The organism is Kitasatospora sp. NPDC001225 (assembly GCF_053597855.1).
Genome location: NZ_JBSFJC010000040.1, coordinates 1 through 17,032, shown reverse-complemented (window position 1 = coordinate 17,032; position 17,032 = coordinate 1). Strand labels below are relative to the sequence as shown.

19 protein-coding genes are annotated in these 17,032 nt (G+C 71.3%); 12 read left to right on the top strand and 7 right to left on the bottom strand.

The window, feature by feature from the left end; all coding sequences use genetic code 11:
- Positions 1 to 52 precede the first annotated feature (52 nt).
- Positions 53 to 928 carry a class I SAM-dependent methyltransferase gene (locus ACWDCZ_RS16425; RefSeq protein WP_079271777.1) on the top strand — a complete coding sequence of 292 codons (876 nt, stop codon included), beginning with the start codon at positions 53 to 55 and terminating at the stop codon, positions 926 to 928.
- 4 nt (positions 929 to 932) lie between these two features.
- Entirely contained in the window at positions 933 to 3,449 is a 2,517-nt protein-coding gene (hrpB, locus tag ACWDCZ_RS16420) for an ATP-dependent helicase HrpB (protein WP_449816226.1), read from the top strand.
- A gap of 18 nt (positions 3,450 to 3,467) precedes the next feature.
- Here the strand turns inward: hrpB and ACWDCZ_RS16415 are convergent, their stop codons facing one another.
- Entirely contained in the window at positions 3,468 to 4,667 is a 1,200-nt protein-coding gene (locus ACWDCZ_RS16415) for a hypothetical protein (protein WP_449816225.1), read from the bottom strand.
- A 231-nt stretch (positions 4,668 to 4,898) separates the two neighbouring features.
- Between ACWDCZ_RS16415 and ACWDCZ_RS16410 the strand changes: the two genes are divergently transcribed.
- Entirely contained in the window at positions 4,899 to 5,567 is a 669-nt protein-coding gene (locus ACWDCZ_RS16410; protein ID WP_449816224.1) for an HAD family hydrolase, read from the top strand.
- 207 nt (positions 5,568 to 5,774) lie between these two features.
- Here the strand turns inward: ACWDCZ_RS16410 and ACWDCZ_RS16405 are convergent, their stop codons facing one another.
- Positions 5,775 to 6,236, bottom strand: coding sequence for an NUDIX hydrolase (locus tag ACWDCZ_RS16405; RefSeq protein ID WP_416873557.1), 462 nt, complete (start codon positions 6,234 to 6,236; stop codon positions 5,775 to 5,777).
- Between the two features lie 6 nt (positions 6,237 to 6,242).
- On the opposite strand from ACWDCZ_RS16405, the gene ACWDCZ_RS16400 reads away from it, so the two are divergent.
- On the top strand, positions 6,243 to 7,022 hold the full coding sequence (locus ACWDCZ_RS16400; RefSeq protein ID WP_074000970.1) for a GntR family transcriptional regulator: 780 nt from the start codon (positions 6,243 to 6,245) through the stop codon (positions 7,020 to 7,022).
- Between the two features lie 291 nt (positions 7,023 to 7,313).
- On the opposite strand, the gene ACWDCZ_RS16395 is transcribed toward ACWDCZ_RS16400, so the two are convergent.
- The gene (locus tag ACWDCZ_RS16395) at positions 7,314 to 8,192 is read right to left on the bottom strand and encodes a glycosyltransferase family 2 protein (RefSeq protein ID WP_449816223.1); all 879 of its coding nucleotides are present in this window, start codon (positions 8,190 to 8,192) and stop codon (positions 7,314 to 7,316) included.
- A 305-nt stretch (positions 8,193 to 8,497) separates the two neighbouring features.
- Here ACWDCZ_RS16395 and ACWDCZ_RS16390 point away from each other — a divergent pair, with 305 nt between their 5' ends.
- Positions 8,498 to 8,959 (top strand): ATP-binding protein, encoded by a 462-nt coding sequence (locus ACWDCZ_RS16390; protein ID WP_388043601.1) that lies wholly within the window; start codon positions 8,498 to 8,500, stop codon positions 8,957 to 8,959.
- A gap of 18 nt (positions 8,960 to 8,977) precedes the next feature.
- On the opposite strand, the gene ACWDCZ_RS16385 is transcribed toward ACWDCZ_RS16390, so the two are convergent.
- Complete coding sequence (locus tag ACWDCZ_RS16385; RefSeq protein WP_449816257.1) at positions 8,978 to 9,181, bottom strand: DUF397 domain-containing protein; 204 nt, start codon at positions 9,179 to 9,181, stop codon at positions 8,978 to 8,980.
- The gene (locus tag ACWDCZ_RS16380) at positions 9,171 to 10,001 is read right to left on the bottom strand and encodes a helix-turn-helix domain-containing protein (protein WP_449816222.1); all 831 of its coding nucleotides are present in this window, start codon (positions 9,999 to 10,001) and stop codon (positions 9,171 to 9,173) included. Before ACWDCZ_RS16380 ends, ACWDCZ_RS16385 begins: the two co-directional genes overlap by 11 nt.
- A gap of 280 nt (positions 10,002 to 10,281) precedes the next feature.
- Here ACWDCZ_RS16380 and ACWDCZ_RS16375 point away from each other — a divergent pair, with 280 nt between their 5' ends.
- From ACWDCZ_RS16375 to tgmC, 5 genes are all read left to right on the top strand, one after another.
- Positions 10,282 to 10,650 carry an ATP-binding protein gene (locus ACWDCZ_RS16375; protein WP_449816221.1) on the top strand — a complete coding sequence of 123 codons (369 nt, stop codon included), beginning with the start codon at positions 10,282 to 10,284 and terminating at the stop codon, positions 10,648 to 10,650.
- A gap of 14 nt (positions 10,651 to 10,664) precedes the next feature.
- On the top strand, positions 10,665 to 11,267 hold the full coding sequence (locus ACWDCZ_RS16370) for a hypothetical protein (RefSeq protein ID WP_449816220.1): 603 nt from the start codon (positions 10,665 to 10,667) through the stop codon (positions 11,265 to 11,267).
- A 137-nt stretch (positions 11,268 to 11,404) separates the two neighbouring features.
- A complete protein-coding gene (gene tgmA, locus ACWDCZ_RS16365) occupies positions 11,405 to 11,677 on the top strand; it encodes a putative ATP-grasp-modified RiPP (protein ID WP_449816219.1) in 273 nt (90 codons plus the stop codon).
- A complete protein-coding gene (gene tgmB, locus ACWDCZ_RS16360) occupies positions 11,677 to 12,642 on the top strand; it encodes an ATP-grasp ribosomal peptide maturase (protein WP_449816218.1) in 966 nt (321 codons plus the stop codon). Before tgmA ends, tgmB begins: the two co-directional genes overlap by 1 nt.
- Entirely contained in the window at positions 12,639 to 13,781 is a 1,143-nt protein-coding gene (tgmC, locus tag ACWDCZ_RS16355; RefSeq protein ID WP_449816217.1) for an ATP-grasp peptide maturase system methyltransferase, read from the top strand. Before tgmB ends, tgmC begins: the two co-directional genes overlap by 4 nt.
- A 39-nt stretch (positions 13,782 to 13,820) precedes the next feature.
- Here the strand turns inward: tgmC and ACWDCZ_RS16350 are convergent, their stop codons facing one another.
- Both ACWDCZ_RS16350 and ACWDCZ_RS16345 read right to left on the bottom strand, forming a co-directional pair.
- Positions 13,821 to 14,183: a DoxX family protein gene (locus ACWDCZ_RS16350; protein WP_449816216.1), complete on the bottom strand. Its 363-nt coding sequence runs from the start codon at positions 14,181 to 14,183 to the stop codon at positions 13,821 to 13,823.
- A gap of 59 nt (positions 14,184 to 14,242) precedes the next feature.
- Positions 14,243 to 14,752, bottom strand: coding sequence for a cupin domain-containing protein (locus tag ACWDCZ_RS16345; protein ID WP_449816215.1), 510 nt, complete (start codon positions 14,750 to 14,752; stop codon positions 14,243 to 14,245).
- 141 nt (positions 14,753 to 14,893) lie between these two features.
- Between ACWDCZ_RS16345 and ACWDCZ_RS16340 the strand changes: the two genes are divergently transcribed.
- Both ACWDCZ_RS16340 and ACWDCZ_RS16335 read left to right on the top strand, forming a co-directional pair.
- Entirely contained in the window at positions 14,894 to 15,745 is an 852-nt protein-coding gene (locus ACWDCZ_RS16340; protein WP_449816214.1) for a LysR family transcriptional regulator, read from the top strand.
- A 252-nt stretch (positions 15,746 to 15,997) separates the two neighbouring features.
- The coding region (locus ACWDCZ_RS16335; protein WP_449816213.1) for an alpha/beta hydrolase family protein at positions 15,998 to 17,032 on the top strand (1,035 nt) is incomplete at its 3' end.

Sequence of the window (17,032 nt, the reverse complement as noted above, 5' to 3'; positions counted from 1 at the left end):
CCTGACGGGCCGGTTCGCGGCAGCGGCGCTTCCGCACTCCATACCCTACGCGATGGGCATTGTCACCGTGGCCACCACCCCCCAAGCAGACCTGCACGATCTTGACACCTCCGCCGCGCGGGTCGAGGAAGAGGGCGACGACGCGGTGCGCCGCGCGGCCGGCACCGGGGAGAGCAGCCGGGCCAGCCGGCACTGGTGGGACCGCAACGCCGACGAGTACCAGGACGAGCACGGCGAGTTCCTCGGCGACGACCGCTTCACCTGGTGCCCCGAGGGCCTGGACGAGGCCGACGCCCGCCTGCTCGGCGACGTCGCCGGCCGCGACGTGCTGGAGATCGGCGCCGGCGCCGCCCAGTGCTCCCGCTGGCTGGCCGCCCGGGACGCCCGGCCGGTCGCCCTCGACATCTCCTACCGCCAGCTCCAGCACTCCCGCCGGATCGACCTCGGCCGCGGCACCACGCCCGTCGCCGTCGTCCAGGCCGACGCCGCCGTCCTCCCCTTCGCCGACGCCTCCTTCGACCTCGCCTGCTCCGCCTACGGCGCCGTCCCGTTCAGCGCCGACACCGCCGCCCTGATGCGCGAGGTCCACCGGGTCCTGCGGCCCGGCGGGCGCTGGGTGTTCTCGGTGACCCACCCGATCCGCTGGGCCTTCCCGGACGAGCCCGGCGTCGAGGGCCTCACCGCGACCTCCTCCTACTTCGACCGCACCCCCTACGTCGAGCAGGACGAGCAGGGCCGGGCCACCTACGTCGAGCACCACCGAACCGTCGGCGACCGGGTCCGCGAACTCGTCGCCGCCGGCTTCCGGCTGGTCGATCTGGTCGAGCCCGAGTGGCCGGCCGGCCTGGAGCAGGAGTGGGGCGGCTGGTCCCCGCTGCGCGGGCGGCTGATCCCCGGGACCGCGATCTTCGTCGCCGAACGGGGCTGATGTCTTGCTGAACCCGGCCTGGCGCGAACTGCCCGTCCGCACCGCCCTGCCCGCCCTGCACGACGCGCTGGACGGGACCGGCACCGCCGTCCTCGCCGCGCCGCCCGGCACCGGCAAGACCACCCTGGTGCCGCTCGCCCTGGCCGGACTGCTCGCCGACGGCCGGCCCGTACGCCGGGTGCTGGTCGCCGAACCGCGCCGGCTCGCCGTACGGGCCGCCGCCCGGCGGATGGCCTGGCTGCTCGGCTCGTCCGTGGGCCGCGAGGTCGGGTACACGGTGCGCGGAGAGCGCCGCACCGGGCCGGACACGGTCGTCGAGGTCGTCACCACCGGCGTCCTGCTGCAACGCCTCCAGCGGGACCAGGAGTTGCCCGGCGTCGATGTGGTGGTGCTGGACGAGTGCCACGAACGGCACCTCGACGCCGACACCGCGCTCGCCTTCCTGCTGGACGTCCGGGCGGCGCTGCGGCCCGAACTGCGCCTGGTCTGCGCCTCCGCCACCTCCGACACCGAGGCCTGGGCCGAACTCCTCGGCGGCGCCCCGGTGGTGGAGGCCCACGGCACCTCCCACCCGGTCGAGGTGGTCTGGGCACCGCCGCCGCGCGCCGTCCGACCCGCCCACGGCACCCGGGTCGACCCGGCGCTGCTCGACCACGTCGCGGCGGTGGTGCGGCGAGCGCTGAGCGAGCGGGACGGGGACGTGCTCTGCTTCCTGCCCGGCGTCGGCGAGATCTCCCGGGTCGCCGGGCAGCTGGGCGGCCTGCCTTCCGTTGATGTCCTCCAACTGCACGGCCGCGCCCCGCAGGCCGTCCAGGACGCCGCCCTCACCCCGTCCCCTTCGCGGCGGGTCGTGCTCACCACCGCCGTCGCCGAATCCTCGCTCACCGTGCCCGGCGTCCGGGTCGTCGTCGACGCCGGACTGGCCCGCGAACCCCGCACCGACCACGCCCGCGGGCTCGCCGGGCTGGTCACCGTCCGCGCCTCGCTCGCCGCCGCCCGCCAACGCGCCGGCCGCGCCGGGCGCGAGGCCCCCGGCACCGTCTACCGCTGCTGGAACGAGGCCGAGGACGCCCTCGCCGCCCGCTTCCCCACCCCCGAGATCGCGCTCGCCGACCTCACTCCCTTCGCCCTCCAGGCCGCCTGCTGGGGCGACCCGGACGCCACCGGCCTCGCCCTGCCCGACGCCCCGCCCGCCGGGGCGATGGCCGCCGCCCGACAGACCCTCACCGCCCTCGGCGCGGTCTCCCCGGACGGACGGGCCACACCGCGCGGCGTCCGGCTCGCCCGCACCGGGCTGCACCCCCGACTGGGGCGCGCCCTCGTCGACGGGGCGGCGGCGGTCGGAGCGCGGCGGGCGGCCGAGGTCGTCGCACTGCTCTCCGAGGAGCCGCCGCGGGCCCTGGGCGACGACCTCGGCGCGGTCTGGCGGACCGTCCGTTCCGCGAAGGACCCGTACGCCGGCCGCTGGCGCGACGAAGTCCGCCGCCTGCTCCGCGCCACCTCCGACGAACCCGCCACCGACCTGCCCGACGCGGCCGCCGCCGGACTCGTCGTCGCCCTCGCCTTCCCGGAGCGGATCGCCCGCGCCCGCGTCGAACGGCCCGCCCCCGGCGAGCGCAGCCCGTACCTGATGGCCTCCGGCACGGCCGCCGAACTCGCCCCCGGCACCGTGCTCGGCGCCCTGCCCTGGCTCGCCGTCGCGGTCGCCGACCGCCCGGCGGGGTCGCACTCGGCGCGCATCCTGCACGCGGCGGCGCTCGACGAGGCCACCGCCCTGGCCGCCGGGGCGCCGCTGCTCAGCAACCGTGCCGAGGTCCGCTGGGACACCCGGCGGGGCGAAGTCGTCTCCCGCCGGGTCGAGTCACTGGGCGCCATCGAACTCGCCGAGAAGCCGCTCAACCGCCCCGACCCCTTGCTCGTCCGGTCTGCTCTCCTCGAAGGCCTCGCCCGCGAGGGAGTGAGCGCCCTCCTGACGTTCCGGTCGAACCTGCGCGAGCGCCTCGCCTTCCTCCACAGCGCCATCGGCGCCCCCTGGCCGGACGTCAGCGACGAGGCCCTCCTCGACCGTGCCGACGAGTGGCTGGAGCCCGAACTCTCCCGCGCCCGCCGCCGCACCGACCTCGCGAGGATCGACACGACCGCTGCCCTCCAGCGCCTCCTCCCCTGGGCGAGCGGAGAAGCCGGCCGCCTGGACGAGCTGGCCCCCGAGCGCATCACGGTGCCCAGCGGATCGAAGATACGAGTCGACTACACGACCGAACGCCCAGTGCTGGCCGCCAAGTTGCAGGAACTCTTCGGCTGGACCAAGACCCCCACCCTGGCCGGTGGTCGCATACCGTTGACCATCCACCTCCTCTCCCCCGCCGGCCGCCCCGCCGCCGTCACCGGCGACCTGGAGTCCTTCTGGCGCGAGGGCTACCGCGCCGTCCGCGCCGACCTCAGGGGCCGCTACCCCCGCCACCCCTGGCCCGAAGACCCCACCACCGCCGAACCCACCCGCCGCCTCAACGCCCGGAAGTGACAGACACCCAGCGGGTTCCTACCGGAAGGCCTCTCCCAGCAGAGCCTCCCGGTGCTGCCAGGCAAGCCGCAGAAGGGCCGCACCGGCGGGCTGCATCGGTTCGGTGCCCGTGAGGCGGTCCACCTGCTCGGCAACGAACGGAATCCCGACTGAGCACCCGGTCGCGTCCTCCGGTCCGACCCGATGGCCTTCGTCGTTGGTCGAGACGATCCGCTGGAACGTCTCATCGAACAGGTCGGCGTCGAACACGGCCACGGTCAGCATGTCGGTGACGAACGTCAGCGGATCCATGCCCAGGCCCAGCCAGAAGACCCGCAGTCTCCCGTGTTCGCGAGCAGTGGTGAGCGTCTTGTTGAGCGGCCAGGCCGCGTAGTCGATGGGCGCCCGGTCGCTTCCGTAGTCCTCGGTGTCACCGAGCAGTTCCTCGCTCAGCTCCCTGAGGATCGCCCGCCAGAGATCGAAGTCGTTCCCCTCGTTCCATGGTGCGTCATGGGACGCCTGGAACATCCCGACCGGCATGACCTGGTAGAGGCCTCCACCACTGGCGACCTTCTCGGGGTCGCGCCAATGCAGCACGAACTCGGCCTCGCCGGTTGCCCGATCGCTCCGGATGGTGAGCGTGCTCGTTGCCGCCATGACGGGTCGATGCATGAGGTCGGTCGGATCGGCGATGAATGCGCGGAAGGGCGTTGCCGCAGGATCCACTGGCTGGTCCGGGCTCGCCAGGGCTGCCGCGGCGTACTCGTGCGCGGCAGCCTCGCAGATGTTGATCACGTCGAAGTACCGGCCCCGACCGAAGGTCAGCCTCGGACCCGTGGTTGATCCCTCGACGTCGAGCAGGCGATAGCAGTTTCGGTTCTCGAAGAGCCTCGGCTTGGCGAGATCCCGGACCGCGTCCGCGTACGTACGGTAGAGGGTCCCGTCCTCCCGGTGCGGTCTGATGTGATCGAGCTCGGGCCCACCGCCGTCCAACGGTGCCGCGGGCGCGTCCGGCTTCCAACTCAGCCGGACGTGCTCCAGCGGCACCGGCTGTTCCGGAATCCAGTGCTGTCGGGCCAGAAGGGGTGTCCCCGGGATGAGACTCCCGGGCGTGCTCTCTACCAGCAGCCGCCCGGTCAACGCGTAACGCTGGTCGTTCAGGAAGCCGCGCACCCGTCGCCACTGCTCGACACTGGAGGATGGGGTGGGCTGGTCATCTGCCACGGGCGCGCTGGGCACGATGCTCCTTCGGTACTTCCAGGCAGGAGCCAAGCGTGCCGCGCCCAGCGGCACCATGGGCTCTGTTCCGATGAACTGTAGGACACCCCTGCTCGGTGAACGGGATACCGGCGGAGGCATCCTGACCGTTCCGCTCCGGCTGCCTGTCCGACAGCCGGATACAGTGCCATCCCGCTACCCGGCGGCGGGTACGTTCCCGAGGAGGCCACTCACCCGGAGGACGACACCCAGATGGCACTGACCGCCCCGACCGTCACCCGCCCCGGCGAGGCCGGACTCCCCTTCGCAGCTCTGATCCTGGACTTCGTCGGCGTACTGACCGCCAATGCCGGCCCCGCACACGGAGAGTGGTGCCTCGCGCAAGGCCTCGATGCCGGGGCGTGGCGGCAGACGCTCGGGTACGAGCCGGAAGCCAGCCGCCTGTACACCGAACTCGAAGCCGGCCGGCTGAGCCAGGCGGAGTGGAACCGGCGGGTGGCTCCCATCCTCGGCGTGCCGGAGCACGAGAACCTGATGGGCCGGGCATGGTCGGGCGTCCGGCCCGCCGACGACATGATCACGCTCGCCCGCTCGGCACGACGGGCCGGCCTCAAGGTCGCGCTGCTCTCCAACTCCTTCGGCCTCGACCCGTACGACCCGTACGAGGCCCTGGGCGTGTGGGAGCTGTTCGACGTGACGGTGATCTCCGAGCGGGAGGGTGTGGCCAAGCCCGATCCGGCGATCTACCGGCTCACCCTGGACCGGCTCGAACTGCCCGGCGAGGCCTGCCTGTTCGTGGACGACCACCCGAGGAACCTGCCCCCGGCCGAAGCCCTCGGCATCACCACCATCCTCGCCGACGGGCAGCCTGGCACTCCCGCCCGGATCGCAGCTCTGCTGGGATTCCCTGCCGAGCTCTGAGCCTTCACAGCGCGTTGGACCTGCGGCCGAACAACGAACAGTGGCTGGCGCACCACGAGAATCGCCCCGGAGCGCCAGTCAGCCAACCGCTTCCGGATGTCGGGACGACCATGGAAGCGGCCAAAACCAGTGAGTCCGCCGCGGAGCGTCCGGGGCACCCTCCTAGACACACCTGGACATGGCCCACCACCTCCGCCGCCTGGCCTGTCACAGCAGGTGACGACCGTCATGAGCCCGGACACTTGGCGCAGCGTCGCCCCGAAGCCCGTCCAGGACGCGTACGGCATAGACCTCGGCCATGCGTTCGGAGACCTCGGCCGGCGAGAGCCAAGCGACCTCGACCGACTCCTCCGAGAGCCGCATCGCCTCGCTCTCCGGTCGGCAGCGAAGGACGAGGGCGACGATCCCTCGGCTCACGTTCTTGTAGACGCCGGTCAGCCGCTCCACGCCGACCTTGATCCCGGTCTCCTCGTAGATCTCGCGGCGCACGCCGTCCTCGATGGTCTCGCCCAGTTCCAGCACGCCACCCGGGGGTTCCCAAGTTCCGTTGTCAGCCCGACGAATCGCCAGCACGCAGCCGTCCTCGCGCACCACCACTCCGGCGACGGACACCGAGTGGAGTGGCATTGACCGGGCCTTCCCTGCACTGTTACTCATGTGCAGGAGAATAGGACTATGGCGAGTGGTGAGGTGGCCTCGTCGGCCACAGCGAAGTACCTACAGATAGCGGCCGACCTCGCCGCACAGATCAAGTCGGGTGCCCTGCCTCCCGGCGCGATCGTGCCGAGCGAGGCCGAACTCATGCAGCGATACGGAGTCGCGTCCGGGACAGCACGCAAGGCTGTCGCCGAACTCCGAACAGCTCAACTCATCGAGACGCACCACGGTCGAGGCTCGTTCGTCCGGTCCCGCCCGCCGGTACAGCGGAAGTCCGCAGACCGATTCCGCCGCGCCCATCGCAAGGCCGGCAAGGCCGCGTACCTCGCCGAGGCTGAGACCTCTGGCGGCATCCCATCCGTGACCGTGCTGTTCGTGGGCCCGACAGAAGCGCCTCCTGAGATCGCCGATCGATTGGGCCTTCCCACCGGCACCCAGGTACTGGCTCGCAAGCGCCGGTACTTCCGCGATGGGACACCCACCGAGGAAGCCACGTCGTACCTGCCGTGGGATGTGGCCAAGGACATCCCTGAAGTCTTCGCCGAGAACCCTGGCGGCGGCGGCATCTACGCCCGTCTCGAAGAGCACGGCTACTCTCTGGCCGAGTTCACCGAGTCCGTTCGGGCCCGGCTCGCGACCAAGCCCGAGACCAGAGCGCTCACCCTGAGCCCCGGCGCGCCAGTGATCCATCTCGTTCGCGATGCCATCACTACAGATGGCCGGGTAGTGGAGGTATGCGACACCGTCATGGCCGCCGACCAGTTCGTTCTCGACTACCGGTTCCCCGCCCATGACTGACTAGCCATCAACTCCCTCAACCCGTCGCGAGATTCTTCTCGCGACGGGTTGACTCATGCACAGGAGTAGGGCACTCTTCTATTCGCTACTCATGTACATAAGTGCATGGTGTGGTCTCATTTACAGGAGATGGCCGAGTCGTGCCACCCGGCCGCTGGATGGCGTCGCAGCAGGAACGTGAGGCACGACGAGTCTCTCCATCCGCACACACTGGTTCCCTTGGGGTACTTCGCCATGGTCAAAACCTGCTATCGCCCCCGCCGACGCCCACACGAGCTCCTGGGTCGGCTGTCAGAACACCGGTGGCCGACCCAGCTTCGCCATCCGCCACACCGTGCTCCACCGCATCGGCCGTCGCGGCGGACAGGGCGTGCGCACGCCCTCGAAGAAGCCGGACCACCACGCCTTGAGACCGGACAACGGCGGCCGGCGGACCACCGTGTAGGCCGCCCAGGAGGTGAGGTAGACCGGCACCAGGATGGCCGGCAGGTGGCGCTTGGCCAGCCAGACCCGGTTGCGGGCCGTCAGGCGGTAGTAGGTGGCGTGCCGGGCCGGGTCGGTGCGGGGGTGCTGGAGCACCATGTCGGCGCGGTAGTCGATGTGCCAGCCCGCGTCCAGGGCGCGCCAGGCGAAGTCGGTCTCCTCGTGGGCGTAGAAGAACGCGCCCGGGAACAGCCCGACCTGGTCGATCACGCTCATCCGGATGGCGTGGCCGCCGCCCAGGAACGTGGTCACCGGCCCGGACCGCATCGGGTCACTGGCACCGAGGCGGGGAACGTGCCGGCGCTGGGTGAACCCGGTCTCGTCCGCGATGCGGAAGGACACGATCCCGAGCTGCGGGTCCTGCTCGAAGGCTTCCCGGACCAACCGGAAGGTGTCGGTGCGGGGCAACAGGCCGTCGTCGTCCAGGACGACCAGCACGTCCGTATCGCCCAGTTCGCGCAGCCGCTCGACGCCGGCGTTACGGCCGCCGGGGATGCCGAGGTTCTCCGGCAGTTCCACGGGGTCCACCCAGTCCGGCAGTTCGGGCAGCTCCACGCCCTGCCCGAGCAGCACGGTCCGCACGCCGTCGCTGCCGCCATCCTGGGCCCGCACCGAGTCCAGCAAAGCCGTCAGCTCCGCCGGCCCGTTTCCCATCGTCAGCACCACCACGCCCAGCGTGACGCCCATCGCACTCAACCCAACCGTGAGGAACCTTCATGATCTCGCCGACACCGCAGCCGGGGCGCGCGCCGCCGCGCGTGCCGGCCGGGACGGGCCGACTGCCGGGCCACCCTCCCACACTGTCCGCTCCCACTGGCGCCCGAATGCTCCCGATTCGCCCGTAGGGAGGCTGTCCGCTCCATCCACAGCCGCCCGTGTCACACTCCCGGTACGCCTCTCCCCCTTGCGGGCAAGCGCCGTCCGGCCGCCTGGGCAAGCCCAGCGCACGGCGCACTCCCTTCGCACGCACCCCTCCCCCGAGGTACTTCGTCATGCTCAAAACCCACCGGCCCCGCACGTTCGTCGCGCGCCTCGACTCGCAGATCGAATCCACGCCCCTGGCCCGGTACTTGCTCCAGGCCTACCTCGCGGGCCTGCCCTCCGGGGACCGCTACCGCGACACCGCCGAACTCCTCCTCGGCGAACTCTTCGCCAACGCCGTCCAGCACTCCGACGGGCCCGACGACTGCCACATCGAGATCCGCTTCGCCCTCACCGGCTCCCGCCTCCGGCTGGAAGTCCACGACGCCGGCAGCGGCCGACCGTCCCTCCACACCCCCACCCCCTCCGACGAGCACGGACGCGGACTCTTCCTCATCAACGAACTCGCCGAACGCTGGGGCTACTCGTCCCGGCCCGGAGGCATCGGCAAGTACGTCTGGGCCCACATCGCCCCTGTGCCCGAAAGCAGCAACGGAAGACCCCGCTGCCCATCTGCGGGCAGCGGGGTCTGAGGCGGTTCACAGGACGCGTCAGACGTCGCCGAACTCTCCGGAGCGGACGGCGGTCACGAACGACTGCCACGCGTCCGACCGGAAGACCAGCGCAGGACCATGAGGATCCTTGGAATCGCGCACCCTTCCGGGGTTCAAGTCATCGACCTCGACACACCCGCCTTGCCCGTTGCTGTAGGAGCTCTTTCGCCACGCGGCGTCAGTCGGATGGTCACCGTGCATGCCGTTCATAATCCTTCCGTGCCTTCCGGATCATGGTTACGCTCTCCGGCCGGGTCAGGGCGTCGACCTGAAGCCGATCGTACTGGGCGGCCCATCTGGCCACGACCTCGGAGTCCCGTTCCAGAAGGCCTCGTCCGAGCGTTTCGGTGTAGCCGACCATCGTGCGAGTGGGCAGGGTCAACAAGGTGACCGAGTGCGAGAAGGGGCGCGACTCGCCAAGCGTGTACGGGGCGACCTGGAGGATGATGTGGGGCCGTGCCGCCAGGTCCTCCAGGTGTTGCAGCTGGCGGCTCATGACATCCGGTCCGCCGATCTGGCGCCGTAGAACCGACTCGTCGAGGACCACGTGGACCGTCGCAGGACGGTCGAGCAGGCGCTGGCGTCCGGCCAGAACCCGCAGCCGCTTGTCCGCCTGTTCCTGTGTGGCTTCACCGCGCCGGACCGGCGCCATCTCGTACGCCGCACTGTAGTCCGGGTGCTGGAGTATGCCGGGCACCATGTCCAGTTCGAAGATCCGAATGGCTACGGACTCCCGCTCTTTGGCCGCGTACTGGTCGAAACCCTCGAACAGAACCCTCTGTCCAGCCTGACGCCACTCCCGTTCGAACTTATCCGTTCCGAATGCCTCATCAATTCTCTTCACGAATCGACCGGTTGGAGGTTTCCGTCCAGTTTCGACGGCGGAGATGTGGACGGAAGAGTACCCGGCAAGGCCACCCAGGTGTTCCTGCGTCCAGCCCCTCGCCTCTCTGGCCTGGCGAAGAAGCACGCCGAACTTCGCGGTGGGCGAGGAGTCGGGGTCAAGTTCCTTCCGATTCATGATCGCTAGCAACTCTCCCTTCCAATTCGAAAAGTTGAAGACATGGCCAATGCTAGGCCACAGTGAGTGCCCTGGGTAGTCACATAACTACGGACCGGATTGACGTCGTCATGTGCGGGCCCAGCAGACGCCGAAGGCCACCGCTCGAAGCTGACCGAGCCGGTCAGACCTCACATCCTTCACACGCCCCTCCGCCCCCTTGAGGTGCTCCCCCATGCTCTCGTCCCGTCGGCCCCGTGCGTTCGTCGCGTGCCTCGACTCCTGCATCGAATCCACGCCCTTGGCCCGGTACTTGCTCCGCGCGTACCTCTCCGGGCTGCCCTCCGGCGACCGGTACGCGGACACCGCCGAGCTCCTCCTCGGTGAGCTCTTCGCCAACGCCGTCCAGCACTCCGACGCCCCCGACGACCGCCACATCGAGATCCGCTTCACCCTCGTCAACTCCCGCCTCCGGCTGGAAGTCCACGACGCCGGCAGCGGCCGACCGTCCCTCCACACCCCCACCCCCTCCGACGAGCACGGGCGCGGCCTGTTCCTCGTCAACGAGCTCGCCGAACGCTGGGGCTGCTCGTCCCGGCCCGGCGGCATCGGCAAGTTCGTCTGGGTGCTCGTCGCCCCCGCGCCCGCCCCCGCCCTCGCTACCGCCTGAAAGACCCAACCCCCGTGCACCTCACGACCCTGGCCCGGCACGCCCTCTCCCGCGGCCGGACCCCCGCCGACACCTACGCCCTCCTCGCCCGCCGCACCCGCAAGCCCCTCCCCTCCGCCCGCGCCGTCTGCCTCGCCCTCACCATCCCCCACGCCGAAACCACCCGACGCCTCAACGACTGCTACGACGCCCTCCTCGCGAACCCCCGCCCCGACTCCGAAACCGACACCGGCGAACTCCTCGAAGCCCTCGGCGTCTTCGACATCCCCAAGTCCCTCACCGACACCGAACTCACCATCATCGACCACCTCCTCACCGCCGTCGACGCCCACGGCAGCCTCCGCCCCGGCCACCACCACGGCCTCACCCGCTGGTTCACCACCGGCAACCTCACCACCGCCTACCTCTCCCTCACCACCACCCACCCCCACCCCCGCACCGGAAACCCCACCCGCTACTGGACCACCCTCACCACCGCCGGCGAACTCCTCACCACCACCCACCCCGACACCCGCATCACCTACGCCCTCACCCACTGCCGCACCCAAGCCGCCAAGCACCAGAAGTCGACCCCACCGACTTCCCACTCCTCGCCGCCCGAGGCGAGCGTCCGATGAGCCTTCCGCCCCCTCGGCATCTCCAGCGTCCCGAGTCCCGCCGAGCCCTGGCCAGAGCCCCTCCCGGGCCTGACACTCCCCTCCCCGCCGGGACGGGACCGCAACGACACGATCCGGACCACGACCAGGAGAAACGCATGACCCAGACGCCCGCACCGTGGGGCATCAGCAGGATGGGGCCCTACCCGGCCACCGCCACGCTCCCGTCGTTCACGCCCGTGATCGACCCCGAGACGCAGATCGCCGTCATCGTGGACGAGAACGGCCGAACGGTCGAGCTGGGGAGTCACGGCACCAGCACCAGCGGTCTCACGCCCACCCACACGAGCCCCGGTGACGGGGCCAAGCCGGGCGGGGCCACGGACAGCGACGTGACCGAGTCCTACGACCAGGACCAGAGTTCCGGCTGATGGACAACCGAAGCAGGTCGGTGCTGGTGCTGACCAACTCCTCCGACGTGACAGCGGATGTGGTCCTGCGGGTGCTCGCCGAGCGCCGGGTACCGGTGGTCCGTCTCGATCCCGGCACCGACCTGCACGCGGGTGCCTCGCTGACTGCCGTGTACGGCACCGGCGTTCAGCGCGGCACCCTCCGCACGTCGAGCCGCGAGCTCGACCTCACGGCCGTGCGATCCGTCTGGGTGCGCAGGCCCTCGCCCTACGGCGGGCCACCGGACCTCGCCGGGCAGGACCGCCGGTTCGCCGCCTCACAGGCGTTCTGGGGGGCGGGCGGCATCCTGGCCTCACTTCCCGGGGCGCACTACGTGAACCACCCGTGGCTCAACCGGGCAGCGGAGTACAAGCCGGCTCAGCTCGCCACCGCACAGCGCTGCGGATTCCGGGTGCCCGACACCCTGATCACCGACGACGACCACGAGGCAAGGAAGTTCGTCACCGCCCAGGTCGCCGGAACGGTCTACAAGCCCCTGTGGAACACCCCGTACTCGGTCGACGGGCAGGCCCAGGCCGTCTGGGTGCACGAAGTCCGCGGCCAGGACATCACCGAGGCCGTGACAGCGTGTCCGCACCTGTTCCAGGCCAGGGTTCCCAAGGCGTTCGACACCCGGGTGACCGCCGTCGGAAACCGGCTCTTCGGCACCCGCATCGACAGCCCGGACCTCGACTGGCGACACCGCCAGGACCGAATGCGTTGCAGTCCGATCGACGTCCCCGCCCCGGTCGCCGAGGCCATCACCCGCTACCTCGCCGCCGTCCAACTGGTTTTCGGGGCATTCGACTTCGCCGTCACCACTGACGGCACGTGGTCCTTCCTGGAGTGCAACCCGAACGGGCAGTGGGCGTGGCAGCCGGCCGGGACCACCCATCGGATCGCGCACGCGATCGCCGACCAACTGGAAAGAGGTCACCACGAATGACCACGTCCGACATCCTTCGCGCAGCCCTCGTCGACCAGCTCACCGGGAACGGCACGCTCACCGACCCCGCGTGGATCGACGCCGCCACCGCTGTACCGCGTGAGCTGTTCGTCTGCGGCTACTTCGTCCCGATCGACGGGAGCGCCCCCACCGGCTACCGGGCCGTGCGCCATGGCGACCCCGGATACCTGGAGGGGGTCTACGCCGACCAGACCCTCGTCACCCAACTCGACGGTCGCACATGCCCGGAGGAGGCCGGGGAGCAGCCGGTGTCCGGGGCACCCTCGTCGTCATCGACGCTGCCCTCGCTCGTGCTGGCCATGTGGCAGCGGCTCGGCGCGGACGCCGGCCACCGGGTGCTCGAAGTCGGCACCGGGACCGGCTATTCGACCGCCCTCGGGGCTCACCGCCTCGGCGACGGAGCCATCACCAGCATCGAGTGCGACCCCCGGGTCGCCGAACGCGCGGCCGCGGCCGTCAAGGCCGCCGGCTACGCCCCGCGCCTCGTCACCGGCGACGGCCTCGGCGGGGACCCGGACGGCGGCTCGTTCGACCGGCTGATCGCGACGTGCTCGGTCCGGTACCTGCCGACGGCCTGGCTCCACCAGGTGAAGCCGGGCGGCCGGATCCTGGTCACCTTCTCCGGGTGGGGCTACGCCAACGCCCTGGCGCTGCTCGACGTGACCGCCCCGGGCGAGGCCACCGGCAGGTTCCTGCCCGGCTACACCAGCTTCATGATCGCCCGCTCCCACGACCGGCCACCCCGTCCGGCCCTTGCCCTGCTCCCCGGCAAGGAACGCGCGAGCCGCATCGACCCCGCGAAGCTCGATACCTGGACCGGAAGCTGGGTCGCGCAGCTCGCGGCACCCTCAGCGGAACGGATGGGGGCGGGCGGTCGGCAGATCCTCTCGGACGTGGCCACCGGATCGCAGGCCCGGACCGTACCCGATCCGGCAGGCGGCTGGACCGTCGTCCAGCGCGGACCGCTCCGCTTGTGGGACCAGGTGGAGACCGCCATCGAGGCCTGGCAGAGCGCGGGCGAGCCGCCCCAGGACGCCTTCGGCATCACGGTCTCGGCAGCCGGCCAACGCGTCTGGCTCGGCAGCCACGACGGCCCGGGCTGGAACCTGCCGATCTGAGCCGGGGGCGGGTCGGTGCCACTGGTCGAGGGCAGTGCCCTACCGGAGCCCGGCGGCCAGCCAGACAGTCACGGCCGCGGTGCTGACGAGCCCGAGGTTGAGCGCGATCCGGCGGTCGCCGCCGGTCAGGTGGACGGCGACCGCGCCGGCCTGGAGCAGCACGAGGCCGACGGCCGCGGCCAGTGCCAGCGGGCGCGCGACGCCCGTCAGCGGCGGCAGGACCAGGCCGATCGCGCCGAGCACTTCGACCGTCCCCAGCGCCCTGAGGGCGGGCAACGGTACGCGGTCCACCCAGGCCATCATCGGCCGGAGCTGATCGGGGCTGCGGGTCGCCTTCAGCGTGCCCGCGTAGGCGTAGAAGAGGGCGAGCGGTGCCGCGAGGAGCCAGTAGGCGGTGTTCATGGTTTCCGTTCGGTGTTCCTGTTCACGTGTCACCGGCTCACGGGGACCGGTCGACTGCTTCAGGCGAGGTCGGTGGCGGGCTCGGTCGCGTAGCGGCTCATCGCCTCGGCATTGGCCTGCGGCGTCAGCGACCGGCCGTCGGTGAGCACCTGCTGGAGGTCCCGGAAGTACTGCACGTACAGGTCGGGGGTGAACGTGCTGAGCATGGTGGCGGGTTGGTCGATCGGGTTGGCGAAGGTGTGCGGGGTACCGGGCGGGACCATCACGAGCGTCCCCGCGGTGGCGTCGTGGTCCTCGTCCCCGACGGTGAACCGCACGGTGCCGGAGAGGATGTAGAAGCCCTCGTCGTGCCGGGCGTGGCGGTGCTGCGGCGGTCCCTGGGTGTGCGGGGCGAGGACGGACTCGGCGATCGCGAGGCGGTGCCCGGTGTGGCTGCCGTCCTCCAGGACGCGCATGCGCGTGGTACCCAGGACGAGCGTCTCGCCGCCGCCGGGGCCCACCACCGAGAGGGCGGGGCCGACCTGCGGTCCGTTGCTCCATGTCTCTTCGGTCCTGGTTCCTTCAGCCATGGCTTCTTCGGGCGTGGCTTCTTCGGTTCTGGCTTCTTCGGGCGTGGTCTCTTCGCTCATGTCCACCAGTGCACCGCCGGGGCCTCACGGGTGTCCAAGACCCGTCCTGCGGTATCGATACCCGACGGGTATCGTTGCAGCGTGGAGCTTCGTACCTTGCGGTATTTCGTGGCGGTCGCCGAGGAACTCCACTTCGGCCGGGCCGCCACCCGACTGCACATGACCCAGCCGCCGCTCAGCCGGGCGATCAAGCAGCTGGAGGCCGAGGTAGGGGCCCTGCTGTTCGACCGCTCGCCCGCCGGCGTCTCGCTCACCCCGGTGGGCACGGTGCTGCTCGACGAGGCGCGGGCCCTGCTCGACCACGCCGACCGCGTCCGTGCCCGCGTGAGCTCGGCAGCCGGCGCCGCGACCATCACCGTCGGCATCCTCGGCAACCTCACCGACCCCGGCGTGACCAGGCTGGCGGCCGCCTACCGACGACGCCACCCCGGCATCGACATCCGCATCCGCGACACCGATCTGACCGACCCCACCTGCGGGCTGTGCGCCGCACTCGTCGACGTCGCCCTCACCCGGGCACCGTTCGACGAGACCGCCCTGACGGTGCGCACACTGCGCAGCGACCCGGTCGGCGTGGTCCTGCGCGCCGACGATCCGCTGGCCGGCCGCGGCCGACTCCGGCTCGCTGAGCTGGACGACCGCCGCTGGTTCCAGTTCCCCCAGGGCACCGACCCCGTCTGGCAGTCGTACTGGAACGGCGGCAGGCCGCGCGAGGGCGCCGTGGTGCGCACCGTCCAGGAATGCCAGCAGGCCGTCCTGTGGAACGGCAGCGTCGGCTTGGCCCCGCTCGGACACGACCTGCCCGCGGAGTTGGCCGTGGTACCGCTGACCGACATGGCGCCGAGCCGCGTGGTGGCGGCGTGGAACGAGGGCGACGCCAACCCGTTGATCCGGTCCTTCGTCGAGATCGCGACGGCCGCGTACCGCCGCTGAGCACCGGCAGCCGGTCCGGCCGGTGCGACCGCCCTCGCTCGGGCGCGGGCGAACGCCTTCGCCCGCAACACCTTGAACGGCTGCCGGGGTACGGCATGCGCAGTACGCCCGCTGCCCGGTTGCCCGCCGTACGGCCGGGAATCGCGGGCTCCTGTCACCCGCGGAGGTGATGCGTTGCTACGCCGCGGAGATGACGGTGTCTCCGTCTTCACGGCGAGGTCGGATCGGAGTTCGCGACCTACCGTTTCTCACATGACCAGACTCCGTCGCACCGCCGTGGCCGCCGTGCTCGCCCTCGTCCTGCCGTTGCCGATCGCCGGGGCGAGTTCGGCGCTCGCGGCCACCGCCACCGCTCCCGCCGCCGCCTCGGCGGAGGTGTCCGCCGCAGAGCTCGACCTGCCCCGGCCGACGGGGTCGCAGGCCGTCGGCCGCAGCACGCTGCACCTCGTCGACCGGGACCGCCCGGACCCGTGGGTGCCGGCCGCGGGGGCGCGGCAGTTGATGGTGTCGATGTACTACCCGGCCCGCCCCGGGACGGGCGGTCCGGCGACCCCGTACCTGACCGCCGAGGAGGCCCGGCTGCTGCTGGACTTCCAGGTGCCGGGCGGCACCATACCGCCCGAGGCGGCCACCGGCCTCCACCCGTGGGCCCGCACCGACGCGCGCCCGGTGCCGGGCAGGTACCCGCTCGTCGTCCTCTCCCCCGGGTTCACGCTCCCCCGCGGCACCCTCACCGGCCTCGCCGAGGACCTGGCCAGCCGGGGGTACGTCGTCGCCGCCGTCGACCACACCTACGAGACCTCCGGCACCACCTTCCCGGACGGGCGCACCCTGACCTGCGCCGTCTGCCAGGACCTGAACGACGACAAGATCGCGGCCGTCCCCCCGAGCCGGGCCAAGGACATCTCCTTCGTCCTCGACCAGCTGACCGGCCCCCGCCCCGCCTGGCCGCACGCCCGCATGATCGACCGGGACCGGATCGGCATGGCCGGGCACTCCATCGGCGGCAACTCCGCGGCCAGCACGATGGCCGCCGACCAGCGGATCCGCGCCGGCGTCAACATGGACGGCAAGTTCTTCGACCCGTTCCCCACCGGCGGGCTGGGCGGACGGCCCTTCCTGATGCTCGGCACCCAGTCCGTCCACAACCCCTCGGGCTGGGACACCACCTGGAACGAGGCCTGGGCCCGCACGGACGGCTGGAAACGCTGGCTGTCCGTGACCGGCACCTGGGCTCCACTCGCGGCCATCGCCGTCACCGTGCACGCCGACGGCACCTTCACCGCC